Source organism: Hyphomicrobiaceae bacterium, assembly GCA_041397645.1.
Classification (GTDB): domain Bacteria; phylum Pseudomonadota; class Alphaproteobacteria; order Rhizobiales; family Hyphomicrobiaceae; genus Hyphomicrobium_B.
The window spans coordinates 2,608,418-2,625,864 of record JAWKWE010000004.1; the positions used below are offsets into that span (position 1 = coordinate 2,608,418).

General features: G+C 58.9%; 17 protein-coding genes. 10 read left to right on the forward strand and 7 right to left on the reverse strand.

Features of this window, described 5'->3' with window-relative positions:
• The first annotated feature begins 203 nt into the window (after window positions 1-203).
• From R3D51_12135 to R3D51_12145, 3 genes are read left to right on the forward strand one after another with little or no spacing between them, the layout of a single operon-like run.
• Window positions 204-1,757, forward strand: coding sequence for a helicase HerA-like domain-containing protein (locus R3D51_12135; protein MEZ5900227.1), 1,554 nt, complete (start codon window positions 204-206; stop codon window positions 1,755-1,757).
• 20 nt (window positions 1,758-1,777) lie between these two features.
• Entirely contained in the window at window positions 1,778-2,137 is a 360-nt protein-coding gene (locus tag R3D51_12140) for a c-type cytochrome (GenBank protein MEZ5900228.1), read from the forward strand.
• Window positions 2,138-2,185: 48 nt separating this feature from the next.
• Window positions 2,186-2,575, forward strand: coding sequence for a cytochrome c (locus tag R3D51_12145; protein MEZ5900229.1), 390 nt, complete (start codon window positions 2,186-2,188; stop codon window positions 2,573-2,575).
• Between the two features lie 36 nt (window positions 2,576-2,611).
• Here the strand turns inward: R3D51_12145 and R3D51_12150 are convergent, their stop codons facing one another.
• Together R3D51_12150 and R3D51_12155 are read right to left on the reverse strand one after the other, a co-directional pair.
• Complete coding sequence (locus tag R3D51_12150; protein ID MEZ5900230.1) at window positions 2,612-4,435, reverse strand: cyclic nucleotide-binding and patatin-like phospholipase domain-containing protein; 1,824 nt, start codon at window positions 4,433-4,435, stop codon at window positions 2,612-2,614.
• A gap of 129 nt (window positions 4,436-4,564) precedes the next feature.
• Complete coding sequence (locus tag R3D51_12155) at window positions 4,565-5,155, reverse strand: superoxide dismutase (protein MEZ5900231.1); 591 nt, start codon at window positions 5,153-5,155, stop codon at window positions 4,565-4,567.
• A 396-nt stretch (window positions 5,156-5,551) separates the two neighbouring features.
• On the opposite strand from R3D51_12155, the gene R3D51_12160 reads away from it, so the two are divergent.
• The 6 genes from R3D51_12160 (at window position 5,552) to groL (ending at window position 12,459) form a co-directional block, all read left to right on the forward strand.
• Complete coding sequence (locus R3D51_12160) at window positions 5,552-7,024, forward strand: efflux RND transporter periplasmic adaptor subunit (GenBank protein MEZ5900232.1); 1,473 nt, start codon at window positions 5,552-5,554, stop codon at window positions 7,022-7,024.
• A complete protein-coding gene (locus R3D51_12165) occupies window positions 7,021-7,800 on the forward strand; it encodes an ABC transporter ATP-binding protein (GenBank protein ID MEZ5900233.1) in 780 nt (259 codons plus the stop codon). Before R3D51_12160 ends, R3D51_12165 begins: the two co-directional genes overlap by 4 nt.
• Window positions 7,797-9,029, forward strand: a complete 1,233-nt coding sequence (locus tag R3D51_12170) for an ABC transporter permease (protein ID MEZ5900234.1) — start codon at window positions 7,797-7,799, stop codon at window positions 9,027-9,029. Before R3D51_12165 ends, R3D51_12170 begins: the two co-directional genes overlap by 4 nt.
• Before the next feature lie 130 nt (window positions 9,030-9,159).
• The gene (locus R3D51_12175; protein MEZ5900235.1) at window positions 9,160-9,516 is read left to right on the forward strand and encodes an H-NS histone family protein; all 357 of its coding nucleotides are present in this window, start codon (window positions 9,160-9,162) and stop codon (window positions 9,514-9,516) included.
• Window positions 9,517-10,452: 936 nt separating this feature from the next.
• Window positions 10,453-10,767: a co-chaperone GroES gene (gene groES, locus R3D51_12180; GenBank protein ID MEZ5900236.1), complete on the forward strand. Its 315-nt coding sequence runs from the start codon at window positions 10,453-10,455 to the stop codon at window positions 10,765-10,767.
• Between the two features lie 48 nt (window positions 10,768-10,815).
• Window positions 10,816-12,459, forward strand: a complete 1,644-nt coding sequence (groL, locus tag R3D51_12185; GenBank protein ID MEZ5900237.1) for a chaperonin GroEL — start codon at window positions 10,816-10,818, stop codon at window positions 12,457-12,459.
• A 142-nt stretch (window positions 12,460-12,601) separates the two neighbouring features.
• Here groL and R3D51_12190 read toward each other — a convergent pair whose 3' ends face one another.
• From R3D51_12190 to R3D51_12200, 3 genes are read right to left on the reverse strand one after another with little or no spacing between them, the layout of a single operon-like run.
• Entirely contained in the window at window positions 12,602-13,255 is a 654-nt protein-coding gene (locus R3D51_12190; protein MEZ5900238.1) for a class I SAM-dependent methyltransferase, read from the reverse strand.
• Between the two features lie 10 nt (window positions 13,256-13,265).
• A complete protein-coding gene (locus R3D51_12195) occupies window positions 13,266-14,525 on the reverse strand; it encodes a DUF3419 family protein (GenBank protein ID MEZ5900239.1) in 1,260 nt (419 codons plus the stop codon).
• 37 nt (window positions 14,526-14,562) lie between these two features.
• Window positions 14,563-15,375 carry a UDP-2,3-diacylglucosamine diphosphatase gene (locus tag R3D51_12200; GenBank protein ID MEZ5900240.1) on the reverse strand — a complete coding sequence of 271 codons (813 nt, stop codon included), beginning with the start codon at window positions 15,373-15,375 and terminating at the stop codon, window positions 14,563-14,565.
• A gap of 227 nt (window positions 15,376-15,602) precedes the next feature.
• Between R3D51_12200 and R3D51_12205 the strand changes: the two genes are divergently transcribed.
• On the forward strand, window positions 15,603-15,785 hold the full coding sequence (locus R3D51_12205) for a hypothetical protein (GenBank protein ID MEZ5900241.1): 183 nt from the start codon (window positions 15,603-15,605) through the stop codon (window positions 15,783-15,785).
• A gap of 75 nt (window positions 15,786-15,860) precedes the next feature.
• On the opposite strand, the gene R3D51_12210 is transcribed toward R3D51_12205, so the two are convergent.
• Together R3D51_12210 and R3D51_12215 are read right to left on the reverse strand one after the other, a co-directional pair.
• Entirely contained in the window at window positions 15,861-16,094 is a 234-nt protein-coding gene (locus tag R3D51_12210) for a hypothetical protein (protein ID MEZ5900242.1), read from the reverse strand.
• 84 nt (window positions 16,095-16,178) lie between these two features.
• Window positions 16,179-17,444: a CCA tRNA nucleotidyltransferase gene (locus R3D51_12215; protein ID MEZ5900243.1), complete on the reverse strand. Its 1,266-nt coding sequence runs from the start codon at window positions 17,442-17,444 to the stop codon at window positions 16,179-16,181.
• Between the last annotated feature and the right edge of the window lie 3 nt (window positions 17,445-17,447).

Here is a 17,447-nt window from a genome sequence, read left to right on the forward strand (position 1 = left end):
ACACTTGTGCCGAGGGGCCTGTTGACGCGCCGTTTCCTTTGGCCGAGCAGCATAAACACGCGCAGCGACGTCCAGTGGATACGGATGGTCCGCTATGCAACCGGTGTTTGCAATGACAATCCGCCCGTGCCAAGAGGTCGGGGACATCAAACAGCCGCGAGTCGGCCTTTTGTTGGGTGCGTGCGCCTTGAAGCACATGGCCATTGGGGCGATCCGTTTCTGCGGCAAGGCGGGCAGGGAAATCTTGGGGTGACGCAATGAGCCAATCGATGATCGTGGACGGCAAGATCTTCGTCGGAAAAAGCATTAAGCCCGAATACCTGGATCTGAAACTGGCCAACCGGCATGGATTGATCACGGGCGCCACAGGTACAGGCAAGACGGTCACCCTGCAGGTGCTGGCGGAAGGGTTCTCCGCTGCGGGCGTTCCGGTCTTTGCCGCCGACATCAAAGGCGACTTATCCGGTATCGCGGCCGTCGGTGAGCCAAAGGACTTCCTTCTCAAGCGTGCGCACGAGATTGGCCTTGAGCCTTTCGAGAACCGGGCGTTCCCCTCCATTTTCTGGGACGTGTTCGGAGAGCAGGGCCATCCAATCCGCGCTACTGTGACGGAGATGGGACCGCTGCTGCTGTCGCGACTGCTGGAGCTCAACGAAGTGCAGGAGGGCGTTCTGAACATCGCCTTCCGCGTCGCCTCCGACGAGAAGATGCCGTTGGTCGATATCGACGACCTGCGCGCTTTGCTCAATGACATTGCAGGTCGGGGCAAGGAGATTGCTACCAAATACGGCAACATCGCTACAACGTCGGTCGGTGCGATCCAGCGGCGTTTGCTCGTGCTCGAAGAGCAAGGTGCGACGCATTTCTTCGGAGAGCCGGCTCTCGATATCAACGATTTTCTGCGCATCGCTCCGGACGGTCGTGGCGTGGTAAACGTGCTGGCGGCGGACAAACTCATGGAAGCGCCGCGCGTGTATGCGACGTTCCTTCTGTGGCTGCTGAGCAAGCTTTGGCAAACGCTACCGGAAGTGGGTGACCTGCCCAAGCCGAAGCTGGTGTTCTTCTTCGACGAGGCGCACCTGCTGTTCGACGATGCACCCAAGCCCTTGATGGATCGCGTCGAGCAGATTGCGCGCCTTGTGCGTTCGAAGGGCGTTGGCGTTTACTTCATCACGCAGAACCCGGCAGACGTGCCGCGGACAGTCGCCAGCCAGCTCAACAATCGAATTCAGCATCGCCTCAACGCCTTTACGCCGCAGGATCAGGCGGGCATCGAAGCCGCGGCTAAGACATTCCGGCAGAACCCGGATCTCGATACGCAGAAGGTGATCAAGGAACTCAAGGTTGGCGAGGCGTTGGTCTCGCTTCTGGAGAACAAGGGCGAGCCATCCATCGTTCAGCGCACGCTGATCCGACCGCCGGAAGGCCGAATAGGTCCGGTATCGCAGGAAGAGCGCCGCGGCGTCATCGAGTACAGCCCCTATTACGGGAAATACGAAGAGCGGATCGATCGCGAGAGCGCGAAGGAAATTCTGGCGCAGCGTGCGGACGCCAATGCCAAGGAAGCGGAAGCCAGTGGTGGTGTCGGCGACTGGTTGGGCGGTGTGCTTGGCGGCGGGCGCAGCACATCCACCGGGCGCCATCAGCAGGGCATGGGTGAAATGATCGGGCGGGAACTGCAGCGCTCCATCTCCCGTACTGTAGCCACGACGATCAAGAACATTATCATAAAGTCCATTACCGGCGGTCGCAGATAGACCAACAGGAAGGGACGAACGTGAAAGCAAGAACTTCGAAGAAGACACTCGCGGCGACAGTGTTTGGTTTTGTCGCTGGCGCGCTCTATGTGAGCGCAGCGTGGGCGATGGGCGGCAATCTCTCTACCAAAGGCGAGCAGCTGCTCAACGAAAATTGCGCCAAGTGTCATGCTGTCGGCGCAGAGGGCGACAGCAAGATCGCTACGGTCAAACCGTTTCGCGATGTCATCCAGACGTTGCCCGCCGACGAGCTCGGCAGCGCTTTCATCGCGGCCATGAACAAGAATCACAAAGAGTTTGCCTTTGAACCGATGGACGCGAAAGCGATTGGCGATTATCTCGACAAGCTGAAGCTTCACCTCGATAGTTCAAAGAAATAATTGCTGCGCGACCGGCACGCGCTTTTCAGACCCTGAGGAGCCAAGCTTATGGTTTCTAAGCGCATCACGAGTGTTCGAGCTCTAAAGGTTGCGGCGGCTTTTTCGGTCGTCGCAGCCTTAATTATCTCTCCGGCAGTTGCGGAAGATTTGAAGGCCAAAGGCGAGGCATTGCTGACTAAGAATTGTGTGCGCTGTCATGCCATCGGCCCTACGGGCGAGAGCACCCATAAACAAGCTCCTCCGTTCCGACAGGTCGTGACCCGCTATCCGCTCGACGACTTGGCCGAAGGATTGGCTGAGGGTCTGACGACAGGGCATCCTGACATGCCTGAATTCGTTTTCAGTCCCGGGGAGATCGACGGCATACTGGCCTACCTTCAAGATCTGAAGGAGAAGACAGGCGGCGACGCACCAGGATCGGCGGGCGGGAAGAAATAGCGCCGCTTACGTGATATAAGAAATCCGCTATGTCGTTCAGACCGGCAGCGTTTGAGACGCCCGCCGGTCGGCGATCTCCTTTTTTGCATAGACGTAGGCCGCCTCGACCAGAGCGGAATGCTGACGCCAATCCAGCGCGCCCATGTGCGGCGGCGTTGGTGGCATCAGGAGCCAATCGTCCGGCTGTAAATGGCGTTCGAAGTGGTTGCGGTTGGCCATCAATGTTCGCACCAGGACCGAGGCCGGAGACGGCACATCGGGCAGCTCTGCGCGCGTCCAGGGCAGCAGCAGCTTCCAGAACAATTCGCGCCGTCCGGGCAGATCGGCATAGTTGGCGTTAAGCTTCTCCGCCGTTGGAGGATCGAACGTGACGACGATGTTGGGTCCGCGCTTAATTTGGCGCATCACGTCGATCGGGACGTTGGACGCGACAGATCCATCGACAAACATGTTGCCATCGGATGCGAAGTAGGGTGGCAAAACAGCTGGGATCGCTGCGCTTGCGCGTATGGCCGCCCAGACGGGCCCCGTCCTCAATACCTCCAATCGGTAGTTGGTGAGATCGAGCGCCACAGCGAAGTAGGGCTTCCACAAATCTTCGATACGCGTATGACCGTACTGTTCTTGCAGCAGACGGTCGAAGTGAGTGTGATCCAGAAGGCTGTAGCGAGGCAGCGTGTATCGCTGCATCGCTTTTCCTTCGATGAACATGCGATGTACGCGCCTGTCGATTTCATCGGCGGCCTTATCCTCGGCGAACGCGGCAGCCATGGCAGCTCCGCCCGATGCCCCCCCGACCAGATCAAGAGCGATCTGCGCTTCACTTAGGGCCTTATACAATCCGATGTGCGCCGCGCAGTAAGCGCCGCCCCCGCAGGCCACTAAGCCCATGGCCCGTCCCATGACGAAGCGCCACAAGCGGGCGAGGCTGTCTGCATCACCCATGGCCGCGTGGTGATGCATCGAGACGGGACGCTGTGCCAGCCAATGGCGCGTACCCTGGACGCCGTGGGCATGATCGTGGAGGATAGCCAAGCGATGGCGCGGAGGCAGATCGAGCGCCAGGGAAAATTCTTCCAGCGCATTGCGCGCAACGGGTGCGCCGATTGGCGAAGACCCCTGATATCCGACGAGAACCACCTCGTCGGCTTGCCGGATGGCTTTCTCGCTCCATGGTGTGAGGGTCTCGTCCGCAACGTAGACGACGCGCTCGTAACGGCTTTCGAGTTCATTTAGCCGGTGTGCCGCCTCGACGTCCTCGATCGTCGAGAGTGCGAGGCCGTGGGAGTGGAGGGTGCGCGAAGATATAACCAGTGTGGCAGGGTCGCGTTGAGCGTGGGCGCACAGGTCGGCGATGAATTCCTGTGGAACAGGACGATGCCCCGCCCCTACGATCGCGATTGTTCGCGGCGGCGGCTTTGCGGTTCTTGCGCCTCTGAGGCGTGCGCTTTTGCGGGTTTCAGCCGCGAGTCGGTTAGCGAGCGTCGCAGTGATATTAGACCAGATGGCTGGTGTGAGAGCGCACAGCGCGTCGAAATCGGCCCGCGACAGAGACACCACGACGCTATCGCGAATGGCTCTGCAGGTTGCGGTGCGCAGACCGCCTGCGAAGAATGCGATTTCACCGATCGTGTCGCCGCTGGAGATTTCGGCAACCGGTTCTTCGTGCCCTGCAACATCGACACTGAATCGTCCGGTTACAACGACGTAGAGCGCATCTGCGGCTTCACCTTCGCGCACCAACGCCGTGCCGCGTGTGACGGGAATTGGCGACAGCAGAGCTTCCAAGCGCGCGAGGTCGGCCTCGTTGAGGCCCTTGAATGCGGCGACGGTTGAAAGACGAACATGCTCAGACGGCATCGGGGCGCCTTACGTGCTTCCTCTCCTTGGTAGAGATACTAGCACGTGGCGCCCCGATCGGTGGGCTCAGTCTTCCCATCAAGTTTGACCTTGCGGAAAGGTCTCCGTCTCGAAATGGGCCGGGCCGGATCAGCCCATGAGCTGTTCGACGTATTCCCAGTTCACCAGATTGTCGATCCACGCCTCAAGGTACTTCGGGCGCGCGTTGCGATAGTCGATGTAATAGCTGTGCTCCCACACGTCGCAGCCGAGAATGGGCGTTGCACCGTGCATCAACGGATTTTCGCCGTTGGGCGTCTTGGAGACCTCGAGTTTGCCGTCCTTCAGGGTCAACCAGGCCCAGCCCGAACCGAACTGCGTGGTGCCCGCGTTGATGAAGTCGGCGCGCATCTTGTCGTACCCGCCGTAGGCCTCGACCAGCTTTTCGAGCTTGCCCGGCATCTTCTTGCCGCCGCCGCCCTTCTTCATCCACTGCCAGAAGTGGAGGTGGTTGTAGTGCTGGCCGACGTTGTTGATCACACCGGCGTTCTTATCGGCGAAGGCTTCTTTGCAGATCTCCTCCAAAGACTTGCCTTCGTACTTTGAACCGGCGAGCAGCTTGTTGCCATTGTCCACGTAAGCTTGATGGTGCTTATCGTGATGGAATTGTAAGGTTTCTGCCGACATATAGGGCGCGAGCGCGTCGTAGTCATAAGGCAGAGCGGGAAGTTTCAGGGTCACGAGACTAATCTCCAGATGAGGGACGCTGGCCCGAGAGAAATTCGGGCCGGAGGGAACCTAGTGCGACTTGCCGAATGTGGCAAACGGTCGATTTGCGCGGGGCGGCGCTCAGATCCAACCGTGTAGACCCGACAATTACGCGTCATAAAAGCAGAGCAAGGCATCATCTTTTGTCCTTGCGGCGGGAAAACCGGCGAAACGCCCCTGTCTAAAGGAACGGCGAATTGACGTCATGAGTTCCCAGATTATATGCAACGCGCGCTTGCAGCGGGTAGCGTAAGAATTGCCACAAAGACTAACAATAGCCCACGGACGAAGAACCGCGATGGGCGGCGAGCGGGCCGACGGATTTGACCTCGCCTTTGCGTTTTTGTTTGCGAAGAGATGAGGGCACGCATGGAAAGTGCCGCTAGCAGAATGGGCAAGCCGTTGAAATATCTGTTTACCCTGGGAATTCCATTGGCCTTGGCCGGTCTCGGCGTCGTCTACATGATGGACCCTCGCGGCGGGACGAAGGACGATATTAGCTACGAGACGGCCTCGGTGGAACGTGGCACGATCCGCAAGATTGTCTCCACGTCCGGCCCGGTACGGGCTCTGGTGACGGTCTCGGTCGGTTCGCAGCTCTCCGGCCAGATCGACAAGCTCTATGTCGATTTCAACAGTGAGGTTAAGGAGGGCGACCTGATGGCGACCCTCGACTCGCGCACCTATGACGCGAAGGTGGCTCAGGCCCGGGCGGACTTGCAGGCGGCCCGCGCCGGGCTGCTAAATCAACAGGCGACGATGCAGCGCAATGAAGCGGTGCTGGCACAAGCCAAGCGCAGCATCGACCGCCAGGCCACGCTGCAGAAGAAGGGCTTTGCAGCTACGGCGACGTTGGAGAACGCTCAACGCGATTTCGAGATCGCCCAAGCCGACATCGAGGTTACGAAGGCGCAGATCGAGTCCGCCAAGGCGGTGATCGCGCAGCGCGAGGCGGCGCTTAAACAGGCCGAGGTCGATCTGGATCGCACGCATATTGTTGCGCCGGTCAACGGGACAGTGATTTCTCGCACGATCGACGTCGGCCAGACCGTTGCCGCCAGCCTTCAGGCACCTGAACTCTTCAAGCTCGCACAGGATTTGCGTCGGATTAGTATCGAGGCGCAGGTCAACGAGGCTGATGTGGGTGCTGTGGCGGAAGGCAATCCGGTTACGTTCACGGTCGATGCCTATCCCGAGCGGACATTCGAAGGAAAGGTCACGCAGGTACGTCTGGCCGCAACCGAGCTTCAAAACGTCGTCACCTATACCGTAATCATCGAGGCTTCCAACGATGATCGGCGGCTCTTTCCGGGCATGACCGCAAACGTCCAGATCGAAGCGGCAAAGAAAGATGACGCGCTGCGCGTTCCGAACGAGGCGCTTCGTTTTCGGCCGCGTAACACGGACAAATCGGCCAGCGACTCAAGCACTTCCAGAGAGGAACGCACGGACCGTATGCTTGCTCGCCTCAAGACTCAGCTTCAGCTCACCGATACACAGGAGCAGGTGGTGCGAGACGCCTTGAAAGCGATGCGCAGCTCTTCGTCCATGTCGGGGGCAGAGACCATCGATCGCAGCGCATTGCGTCAGATGATCCAGTCGACGCTGGAGCAGGCCTTGCGGCCACTGATGAGCGATGCCCAGATGCCGGCATTCGACAAATGGAAATCGGGACGTGCGGAGTCGCGTTCGGGCGACGTCTATGTGCTGGATGCCAAGGGCGAACCAGAGCGGCGCTTCGTGAAGCTCGGCATCTCCGACGATCAGTTCAGCGAGATCGCAGGCGGAAACCTCGAAGAAGGCGAGCGGGTCGTCGTGCGCGCACGTTCGACAAGCAAATGACGGCTTTAGCGCTCGATGTCGCCGCAGCTGGTGCTGCCCGGAAGGCGCCGGCAGCGGGTGCGCCTCCTCTCATCCGCGCCGACAACGTATTCAAGACCTACACGATGGGTGACCAGGTCGTACGCGCTCTCGACGGCGTATCGCTCGACATCGAGGAGGGCGACTTCGTTGCAATCATGGGCGCTTCCGGTTCCGGTAAGTCGACTATGATGAACCTCATCGGCGCGCTCGATGTGCCAACGTCGGGTACGCTCTACATCGACGGGCGCAATATCTCGGATATGAATGCCGACGAATTGGCCGACCTTCGTAACCGGCGTATCGGGTTCGTGTTTCAGCAGTTCAATCTGCTGGCGCGCACACCGGCGTTACGCCAAGTCATGCTGCCGCTGCTGTACGCTCATCCGCGCCCAGCCGACCCGCAGGCGATGGCGATCGAACGCTTGCGCCAAGTTGGACTGGCAGAGCGTGCGGATCATCATCCCCGCCAGCTTTCTGGCGGCCAGCAGCAGCGCGTCGCAATTGCCCGCGCGCTGGTCAACAATCCCAAGATCCTGCTCGCGGACGAGCCGACTGGAGCGCTCGACACCAAGACGTCGGAAGAGATCATGGCATTGTTCTGTGCTCTCAACGAGCAGGGCATTACCGTGATCATTGTTACGCACGAGCCCGATATCGCCGAGTTTGCGCGCCGCCGGCTTACGTTCCGCGACGGGCGCATCGTCGATGACACGATCAATACGCACCGCCGCAAACCCATCGGAGGCGTGACGTGACCTTTCTTGACAGCCTGGAAGTTGCGTGGTCAGCGTTGCGCGCCAATCTCATGCGTTCGATCCTCACCACGCTCGGCATCATCATAGGCGTGGCTTCCGTAATCGTTCTGGTGGCAGTCGGGTCGGGTGCGCGCAGCGACGTGGAAAGCAAGATTGCGTCGCTCGGTTCCAACATGCTGGTGGTATTTTCCGGTTCGAGCCGCGTTCGTGGGCGTGCGGGTGGCGCAGGCACCGACAAGGAACTCTCGGAAGGCGATCTCAACGCGCTCCACAACGGCATCGGAGGCGTAACTGCCATTTCCGGCCAGCTCAATGGATCAGGCCCTGTTGTTTATGGAAACGCCAACTGGACAACCACGCTGAGCGGCGTGCATCCCGATTATCTCACCGTTCGCGATTGGCCGTTGGAATCCGGGCGTGATTTTACCGTGCAAGACCTTAGGTCTTCGGCGCGGGTGGCAATTCTCGGCCAAAGCGTTGTGAAGCAACTATTCCCGGGTCAAGACCCTCTCGGTGCACGAATTCGCATAAAGAACACCCCGTTCCAGGTTGTTGGCGTTCTGTCGGCAAAGGGCTCTTCAAGCTTCGGGCGAGATCAGGACGACCTTGTTTTGCTTCCGATGACAATTGCCCGCAATCAGATCTTGGGTAAAAGCGGTGTCACGCCGGATCAGGTCGGGCAGATATATATTAAGTTCGACGAGCAAACCAATCTAGCTGATGCGCAGGAAGAGATTGAAACGCTGCTGCGCCAAAGGCGTCGTGTAAAAGCTGGCGATGAGGACAATTTCAACGTGCGAAATCTCGCCGAGTTCATGAAGGCTCGCACGGAAGTCTTGAGCACGATGACTTATCTGCTTGGCGCGACCTCGGCGATTTCGCTTATCGTCGGCGGCATCGGCATCATGAATATCATGCTCGTATCCGTGACAGAGCGAACGCGGGAAATTGGTTTGAGGATGGCAGTTGGTGGACGCCGTCGCGATATTATGCGCCAATTTCTGGTCGAAGCTGTAAGTCTTTGTCTTATTGGCGGGCTGATAGGCACCGTTCTGGGCGTTCTGGCTACTTTGGTATTGGCTCAGGCCGGTCAAATGCCTGTATTAATTTCTCCAAGCGTGATTTTCCTGGCAATGGGTGCTGCAGCGGCAACAGGCGTCTTTTTCGGCTTCTTTCCTGCTCGACGCGCCGCTCACCTTAATCCCATCGATGCATTGCGCAGTGAATAGACTGCGATATAAAGTCTCGATCTTAACGAATTTTGCATGAAAAATAATAACAGAGTGTCAGCTCCCCCTTGGCGCAGGCAGTGTAGTTCGTTTAAGCGTTAAGCAGTGAGTTCAGACGGGATTCAGTAGCGTGAGACAAAAAACATCCAGAAACACTATCAGTGGCAATCTAGACAAAATGTCTTTGAAAGAGCTGGTAGAACTTGAAACGCGTGTGGCAAAGGCGATTGCCGTGATGCGCGACAAGGAGCGTAGCGAACTTAAGCGCAAAATGGCTGAAATGGCTGACGCTCACGGCTTTTCCGTCAATGAGCTTTTCGGGGGCGGCCGTGGGGGACGCGGCGCTGGTAAGTCAAAGTCTATTGGCGTTGCGCGTTATGCAAACCCGGAAAATAAGTTGGATACCTGGACGGGCAGGGGGCGCAAACCAAATTGGTTACTTGAGCGCTTGAAGAAGGGCGCGAAGCTCGAAGATTTCGCAATCTGATTTCGCTCGAAGGCAGATATCGCAAACGGCTCGACATGCAATGCATATCGGGGCGTTTTCATTTGTCCCGATGCCGGTATGACTGTTTTCCTTGTCTAGCGGTCTATGGATTACGAATGCCGCTTCAGAGTTAGTTTGTGAAGCGGATACCAACCATCACATTGACGCTGTTTGCGTCCTGGGCGTCATTTGTGTTGCGACTGTTGGAGCCGAGCAAAGGGCCGAACATTCGCAGTCACGACTGAAGAACGCAGGATTGCGTTCGTGATTGTAGTGGAGGTGGCCGTAGCCGACCTCGAATAGGGTACAAGACTCTGGTCTTTCAGTAGCAGGAGCCCGACCGATTGTTGGATCAGAAGGTTATCGAATGTCGCGTCGCGCGCGTAGGCTCTGCATTTGCGGGTCGTGCGGATTGCTCAAATAGTTGGTGTCCAGCGGAAGTAAGCATTCGAATTACCTCGCGGGGTGTTTTGCGAGGTCGCGCATTGATGGCGAACCTTCGCTTTGTATCTTCAATTTGATGCCTGCCTGAGCGAGTAGCTGCGGTTATTTTTCGTGTTATCAGTGGCTTGTTGCGGGTCTGTGGGACCGCCTCGGGAGGCGCCCGCAGGAGGCTGGTCGGGGCGTGATAGCGAGGCTGTGCGCGCCTACTTCCAGCGGTGATTACGCTGAACAAGCTTTGGAGCCGGATGGGGCGAGCGCTGAGGCTGCCGCGACGCTTGCCCGACAGCGGGCCCCTTCGCTAACCCAAAGCCAGCTGATTTAGCACTCACGTCTTGACACTGCTAACAGGTCCACCCCATATACCGCTCGGCCGGACTTTCCGGCGCGCTGGTGGGGTGGCTCTTTTCGAAGTCGGCTGTCCGCTAGAGCGCCGCGACGGCTCCGGCACGAAATCAGAAACCAGAAAATTGTTTAGATCATGAGGTTTACCCCATGAAGTTCCGTCCTCTCCATGACCGCGTCGTTGTCAAGCGGCTCGAGGAAAACACGAAGACCGCCGGCGGCATTATCATTCCCGACACTGCCAAGGAAAAGCCTCAGCAGGGCGAAATCGTCGCTGTCGGCCCCGGCGCTCGCGACGAATCGGGCAAGGTCAATGCCCTCGACGTTAAGGTCGGTGATCGCGTTTTGTTCGGCAAGTGGTCGGGCACCGAGGTCAAGATCGACGGCCAGGATCTCCTGATCATGAAGGAGACCGACATTCTTGGCGTGCTCGAAGGCGCTGCCAAGGCCAAGGTCGCAGCCTGATCACAATCGCATAAATCAAACCCTCGCATCGATTAGGAGTTGCTTCACATGGCAGCTAAGGACGTAAAATTTGCTCAGGATGCTCGCGAGCGTATGCTCCGCGGCGTCGACATTCTCGCCAACGCAGTGAAGGTGACGCTCGGCCCGAAGGGTCGCAACGTCGTCATCGACAAGTCGTTCGGCGCGCCTCGCATCACCAAGGACGGCGTCACCGTCGCCAAGGAGATCGAGCTTGAGGACAAGTTCGAGAATATGGGCGCGCAGATGCTGCGCGAGGTCGCTTCCAAGACGGCCGACCTGGCCGGCGACGGCACCACGACTGCAACGGTTTTGGCTCAGGCCATTGTGCGCGAAGGCGCCAAGTCTGTTGCAGCCGGCGCTAACCCGATGGATCTGAAGCGCGGCATCGACATGGCTGTCGCAGCAGTCGTCAACGATCTCAAGACCAACTCCAAGAAGGTCGTGAAGGATCAGATTGCCCAGGTCGGCACGATCTCGGCAAACGGCGACGAAGTCGTCGGCAAGAAGATTGCCGAAGCGATGGAGAAGGTCGGTTCGGAAGGCGTCATCACGGTTGAAGAGTCCAAGACGCTCGACTTCGAACTCGATGTTGTCGAAGGCATGCAGTTCGATCGCGGCTATCTCTCGCCGTACTTCATCACCAACGCTGACAAGATGGTGGTAGAGCTCGAGAGCCCCTACATCCTCCTGTTCGAAAAGAAGCTGTCCGGCCTGCAGTCGATGCTGCCGATCCTTGAAGCCGTTGTGCAGTCGGGCAAGCCGCTGCTCATCGTTGCCGAGGACGTCGAGGGCGAAGCTCTTGCGACCCTCGTTGTCAACAAGCTGCGTGGCGGCCTCAAGGTTGCTGCCGTCAAGGCTCCCGGATTCGGCGATCGCCGCAAGGCCATGCTTGAGGATATCGCGATCCTCACCGGCGGCACCGTGATCTCGGAAGACCTCGGCATCAAGCTCGAAAACGTGACGCTGAAGGATCTGGGCCGCGCCAAGAAGGTCGCGATCGATAAGGAAAACACCACGATCGTCGACGGCGTTGGCAAGAAGCAGGAAATCGAAGCCCGCGTGAAGCAGATCAAGGCGCAGATCGAGGAGTCGACCTCGGACTACGATCGCGAGAAGCTTCAGGAGCGTCTGGCCAAGCTCGCCGGCGGTGTTGCCGTGATCAAGGTCGGCGGCGCAACGGAAGTTGAAGTCAAGGAGCGCAAGGACCGCGTCGACGACGCTCTGCATGCTACCCGTGCAGCTGTCGAAGAAGGCATCGTCCCTGGTGGCGGCGTTGCGCTGCTGCGCGCCATCAAGGCTCTCGACTCGCTGAAGTCTGACAACGACGATCAGAAGGTCGGCATCCAGATCGTGCGCAAGGCGTTGCAGTCTCCGGCCCGTCAGATCGCTGCAAACGCTGGTGAGGATGGCTCGGTGATCGTCGGTAAGATCATCGAGAACTCCAAGTACGCTTTCGGCTACAACGCTCAGAGCCACGAGTATGGCGACCTGTTCCAGCAGGGCGTCATCGACCCGACGAAGGTTGTGCGTTGCGCACTGCAGGACGCCGCCTCGGTTGCTGGCCTCCTGATCACGACGGAAGCCATGATTGCTGACGTTCCGAAGAAGGATGGCGGTCATGCTCATGGCCCCGCCGGCGGCATGGGCGGCATGGGCGATATGGGCTTCTAAGAAGCCCCCGGGGCGGTTCAACGCTTCGGCTCGATAGCAAAACGAAAAGCCCCGGAGAGATCCGGGGCTTTTTTGCAGCCGCACCAGGTGCGCCGCACGAATTGAACCGTGGGACGTGCCCAGGTTCGCTTTCGAATGAAAATCATGGACCGCGTTTGAGCACCGCGTAAGCCGAATATCCGCGCGGGGATTGCTCGAATCGCGTCGACAGGCCGTTTGCGGCAGCGACAGAGCAGGCCACCGTTTCGAGGTTGAGGCGGGGCGTCACATTGTAGTGCTTCAGAAAGAGACGGAACGCCCAGCGGGGGCCGTTGGGCAGTCGATCCATCGAACCAAAATCGACGATCGACAACTCCCCGCCGGGGTTAAGGGCGCGCACCGCGCACTCGATCGCGAGCGGCCAATTCGGGATCATCGACAAAGCATATGAAATGAAGATGCGGTCAGCACCAGCAAGACCGAACATGGCTTGAAGATCGAAATCAGTCGCATCGCCTTGAGCGAGTTTGACGCGGTTCTCAAGGCCGTTCTTTTGGACGGAGGCTGCCGCTGTGCGGAGCATCTCCGAGGAGATGTCGAAACCGTAGAACGAAGCGTTGGGATAGCGCCGCGCGGCCCGCACGATATTCCAGCCCGTGCCGCAGGCAATCTCCACGACGCTGCCGCCGTCGGGGGGTGCCAGCTCCTTGATCAGCCGGCCCCGCCAGAGCAGATAATGGGTTCGGGTGGCGTCATAGACGTGACGTTGAAAGCGGTATTGGCGGTCCATCTTGGTCGCCGCTGAGATCGCGCCCATGCTCGCTTCCTTAAGCCTTGATGTAGAGGTGGAAGCCGCCGTAGATCGCGGAGCGATCGTTGGTGAACCCGACTTGCGAAGTTTCACGGTCGTAAGTCCACTGCGCCAGCAGATCATTGGCGATGCGACCGGGCAGGATCGTTTCGCGTCCGGCTGTGCGGAAGATTACGCGGGCGCCGGGGCGTGATGTGCGCGTGATTTCGCACCACAGGGCGTTGAGCGTCTCGTCGTCCATCCAATCCTGAGCATCGAGCAGGACATAGCGATCAAGACTTTCGGCGGGCTCCGCTCTCAGGAAATGGATGAAGTTCTGCTTCAAGACGCTGACGCGGTTCACACGTGCGCGCACATTAGAAAAGTTCTCTTTTTGCAGGTAGGGCGGCAGCGCACATTGTGATTGCTCGCCGTACCGCCCGGCAAAGGCCTGCCAAGCGAAGTAGTTGTCGGAAATATCGAAGTTGCAAGCCAGACGCTCTACGCGCTCCTTGAGAACGTCTGCCATTTCGCGTGCCCCGTGATCGCACAGCGCGTCGTACTGCGCAGGCGGAATGCCCAGCCCAAACAACGATGCGCGCTGCGAAGCCACCCAGCGGACAACGGCCTTGTCGAACAAGGGTGCAAGGTGCGTATCAAACAGCGCCCGCTGCTCTTCCCGTGTCTCCGCTTTGAGGATTTCCTCAGGATCAGCACCCAACACCCGCGCACTAAGGCGGGCGGCGGTGATGAAGTGGCCGAGAAGACCGTAGCGATAAAAATTGCGCGCAAATCGCGTAATGCGGCGCCGCCCGGTGATGTCGCGCCCCTCCCAGTAGGCGCGCGATGTTTCATCGAGCGTCGGTGCGATCAGGTCGTCGTACAGACGCACGTTGCGTTTGTCGGATGCCTGCGCAAAGAAGCGATGGAACGTCGCGTAGGTCGGCAGCGCGCGTGCAGCTGCAAGCTTCAACGCGTTCAATGCGACGTGAGTTTCATTAAGATCGACGGCATAGATCTTGGCGGGATCCGCCGTGAGGTAACTCAAGACATTGCAACCGCCAGAGGCGATGGTCACAATTCGCGAAGTCGGCGCAATCTGAAGCGCATCCATGTCGGCGCGCGGATCTTCCCATATTTGCGGATATACCATCGAGCGGAATGCGAACGCGAACACGCGCTCCAGCATTCCCTTCTTGCTGAGACCGGGCTCATGGTAGACAGCCTCCCGCAACAACTCCGCGCTGGTACGGGGCATGATATCGTAAAGGGAGGCGTCAGAAGCAGTTGTGGTCATATGGCGTGCGTTCCTAATGGACGGAGATGATCAGCGTTCACGCCGCCACTCCGATGCTTGATTGCTTGATGACTTCGCTCGTCTTGCTGTCGGTGGCCGGCGACATACGCCAGCGGATGATCTCGAAGCGCCCATCGTGGTGCTCGCCGATGGCTGTGCAGCTTTCCACCCAATCACCCGTATTGAGGTAGTGAATACCGTCGATATCGCGCTCGTTGGCGTGATGGATGTGGCCGCAGATCAGGCCATCGGCGCCACGCCTGCGTGCTTCGCTGGCAAGGGCTGCTTCAAACTCGCCGATGAAGTTGACGGCCCCTTTAACGCGCTGCTTGAGGAAGTTGGAAAGCGACCAGTACTCGAGCCCCATCTTCCGGCGCAGCCAATTGAGCGGATTGTTGAGCCAGAGAGCTGCTTCATACGAGCGGTCGCCGAGGAAGGCCAACCAGCGCGCATAACGGACCACGATGTCGAATTCGTCACCGTGCATGATGACATAACGTTTTCCGTCGGCAGCCTCGTGGATACAGTCACGACGGATTTCGATGCCACCGAAGTCCATTCCACAATACTCGCGCAGACCATCATCATGGTTGCCGGGAATGAAGATGACGCGCGTCCCCTTGCGCGCGCGCCGCAACACTTTTTGGATCACGTCGTTATGGGACTGTGGCCAGACGGGGCCCCGACGGACTTTCCAGAAATCGATGATGTCGCCGACCAGGTAGAGCGTCTCGGTCTCTATGTGCTTGAGAAAATCCAGCAACTCTGCGGCCTTCGCCGATCGCGTTCCCAGATGTAGGTCCGAGATGAAAACCGATTTATATTTTTTCAATTCGATCGCTGCTGTCACGATCAGCTCCCTTGAGCGGCCCGGTGGCTGCGCTCGTATTGAGAGAGTCATGTTTCAGGCGTGTGACACTGCGTGGCTCTTTCGACACGGTAAACATGCGCGCCGTGTGTCTTGCGGGGACGCGTGATGCAGCCCATATTTTCAAAGCCTGCGCGCTGACGCGCGGGAGAAGCCCGAATAGGGGCGCAATTCCAAAAACAGCAACGTAACTCGGGAGGCCGGAGATCATGCACGCAACCGAAATCCAGGCTCACGCCAGAAAGCTGTACGAAGCCATGGGTCCGAAGGCGCTTGCGGAGGCGGCGCAGAAAGCTAAGACATTCGAGAGCGGAGGCCGCAAAGAGGACGCTGACACGTGGCGACGCATCGAAGCGGCTCTACGCCAGATGCAGGGACCGCGGTCGACCTGAACTGCGCGGGCAAAATCGGCTATTGCGATTGATTTGGAACTGCGCGGGGCAAAAAAGCGTCGCGCAGTTTGTGTTTTAGAATGAAGCGTCGCGGAAAATTCGCTCCCATACAAAGAGCAGCGCCGTGTTCATGATACCCACGCAAATGAACGCCACTGCGATCGGGCCTGCTGAGGTCTCAGGCAGCCCCAACCAGTTTGACGAGTATGCGACGGTCAAACCTGCGACGATGCTGACGATGGCGAGAAGGGCGAACACGATTTGGACAAAACGAAGGGAGCGTGCACGCTCCAGGTCCACGTGGTCCATGACTTTACCTCAACGCAATACAAATGGTCCCAGCCCGAAAAACCTAACCGGATCCAGCAAATTGTAAAAGATTTTTTTAACAATTTAGTAACGATTTGCGGCAAGTGCTTGAAGCATCGAGCGATGCTCTGCTGGATCCGCAGGGAAATCCGCTGACATCCACCAGTGTTCGAAGGCCTCGATGATCTCGCCCACTTTGGGGCCGGGTGCTACGCCTAAGGCGAGTACATCGGCACCGCGGACCGGCAAGGCAGGTATCGGCCAGCGGTGCGGGAGAAATGCCCGTTCTTTGCGCGCAACATCGCTGGCTGGATCGTCGCCCGCTGCCCAGGCTACCAGCGCGCCGCGCAGGAAGTTATCCGCGCCGGTCTCGTAGAGCCAACGGCGTGCCTCAGGCTCGGGCGTCTCCGGCGCATAGGCGGGATGATGTCGCGCCGCACCGGCAAGAGCATCGGCCTGCGCATTCGATAGCCGCAGATGTGCAGCAAGATGGGAAGCGCCCGACGGATTGTCTAACGTCAGCGCGGCAAGGCGTGCGATGTCATCGGGTGGCAGCCCGCAAGCTGCTTCGATTGCAACCATTCGCGTGAGACGTTCGGGATGCGTTTCCCGTCCAAGGACGTGTTTGAGGATTGAGCACTGCGCCATAACCTCAACGACCTCGGCGGCGCGGGGTGCCGCGATGAGGTTTATCGTTTCCACCCCGATGCGTTCCAGAGAGAGACGCGCCAAGCCGTCTTTCAGGGCGACGCAAGCAGCAAGTCCGTCGGCATCCGGTGCGTCGCGGCTGATCTGTGCGGTGAAGCGGAAGAAGCGCAGGATGCGCAAATAGTCTTCCCTGATCCGCTGGTGTGGGTCACCTATGAAGCGGACGCGACGAGCGGCGAGATCTTCTCGGCCACCGAAATAGTCGAAAACCTCGCCGTCAGCGCCGGCATAGAGGGCGTTGATCGTGAAGTCGCGGCGTGCGGCGTCTTCGCGCCAGTCGGTGCTGAAGGCAACAACTGCGCGGCGGCCATCGGTTTCCACGTCGCGTCTTAGCGTCGTGACCTCGAAGGGTTGGCCATCCGACACGATGGTGACGGTGCCATGCTCCAGGCCAGTGGGATGCACGCCTAATCCGGCAAGAGAAGCGCGCTTCATCACGGCTTCAGGAAGGAGTGGTGTTGCAACGTCGATGTCGGTGATCGGTTCACCCAGCAGTGCGTTGCGCACCGAGCCTCCAACCACGCGCGCATCGCCGCCGTCGTTGGTCAGAACCTCCAACAGCTTGCCGAGCGCGGGCGCTCGCAACCACGGCGCCTGAGCCAGCGGCTTGTTCGAGTGCGGATCCTGATCCGGTTTGGCCATGAC

Excerpts from the sequence above, each read along its gene's own strand:
- R3D51_12145 (MEZ5900229.1), top strand. The coding sequence starts at position 2,186 with ATGGTTTCTAAGCGCATCACGAGTGTTCGAGCTCTAAAGGTTGCGGCG.
- R3D51_12150 (MEZ5900230.1), bottom strand. The coding sequence starts at position 4,435 with ATGCCGTCTGAGCATGTTCGTCTTTCAACCGTCGCCGCATTCAAGGGC.
- R3D51_12160 (MEZ5900232.1), top strand. The coding sequence starts at position 5,552 with ATGGAAAGTGCCGCTAGCAGAATGGGCAAGCCGTTGAAATATCTGTTT.
- R3D51_12165 (MEZ5900233.1), top strand. The coding sequence starts at position 7,021 with ATGACGGCTTTAGCGCTCGATGTCGCCGCAGCTGGTGCTGCCCGGAAG.
- groES (MEZ5900236.1), top strand. The coding sequence starts at position 10,453 with ATGAAGTTCCGTCCTCTCCATGACCGCGTCGTTGTCAAGCGGCTCGAG.
- groL (MEZ5900237.1), top strand. The coding sequence starts at position 10,816 with ATGGCAGCTAAGGACGTAAAATTTGCTCAGGATGCTCGCGAGCGTATG.
- R3D51_12190 (MEZ5900238.1), bottom strand. The coding sequence starts at position 13,255 with ATGGGCGCGATCTCAGCGGCGACCAAGATGGACCGCCAATACCGCTTT.
- R3D51_12195 (MEZ5900239.1), bottom strand. The coding sequence starts at position 14,525 with ATGACCACAACTGCTTCTGACGCCTCCCTTTACGATATCATGCCCCGT.
- R3D51_12205 (MEZ5900241.1), top strand. The coding sequence starts at position 15,603 with ATGCACGCAACCGAAATCCAGGCTCACGCCAGAAAGCTGTACGAAGCC.
- R3D51_12210 (MEZ5900242.1), bottom strand. The coding sequence starts at position 16,094 with ATGGACCACGTGGACCTGGAGCGTGCACGCTCCCTTCGTTTTGTCCAA.
- R3D51_12215 (MEZ5900243.1), bottom strand. The coding sequence starts at position 17,444 with ATGGCCAAACCGGATCAGGATCCGCACTCGAACAAGCCGCTGGCTCAG.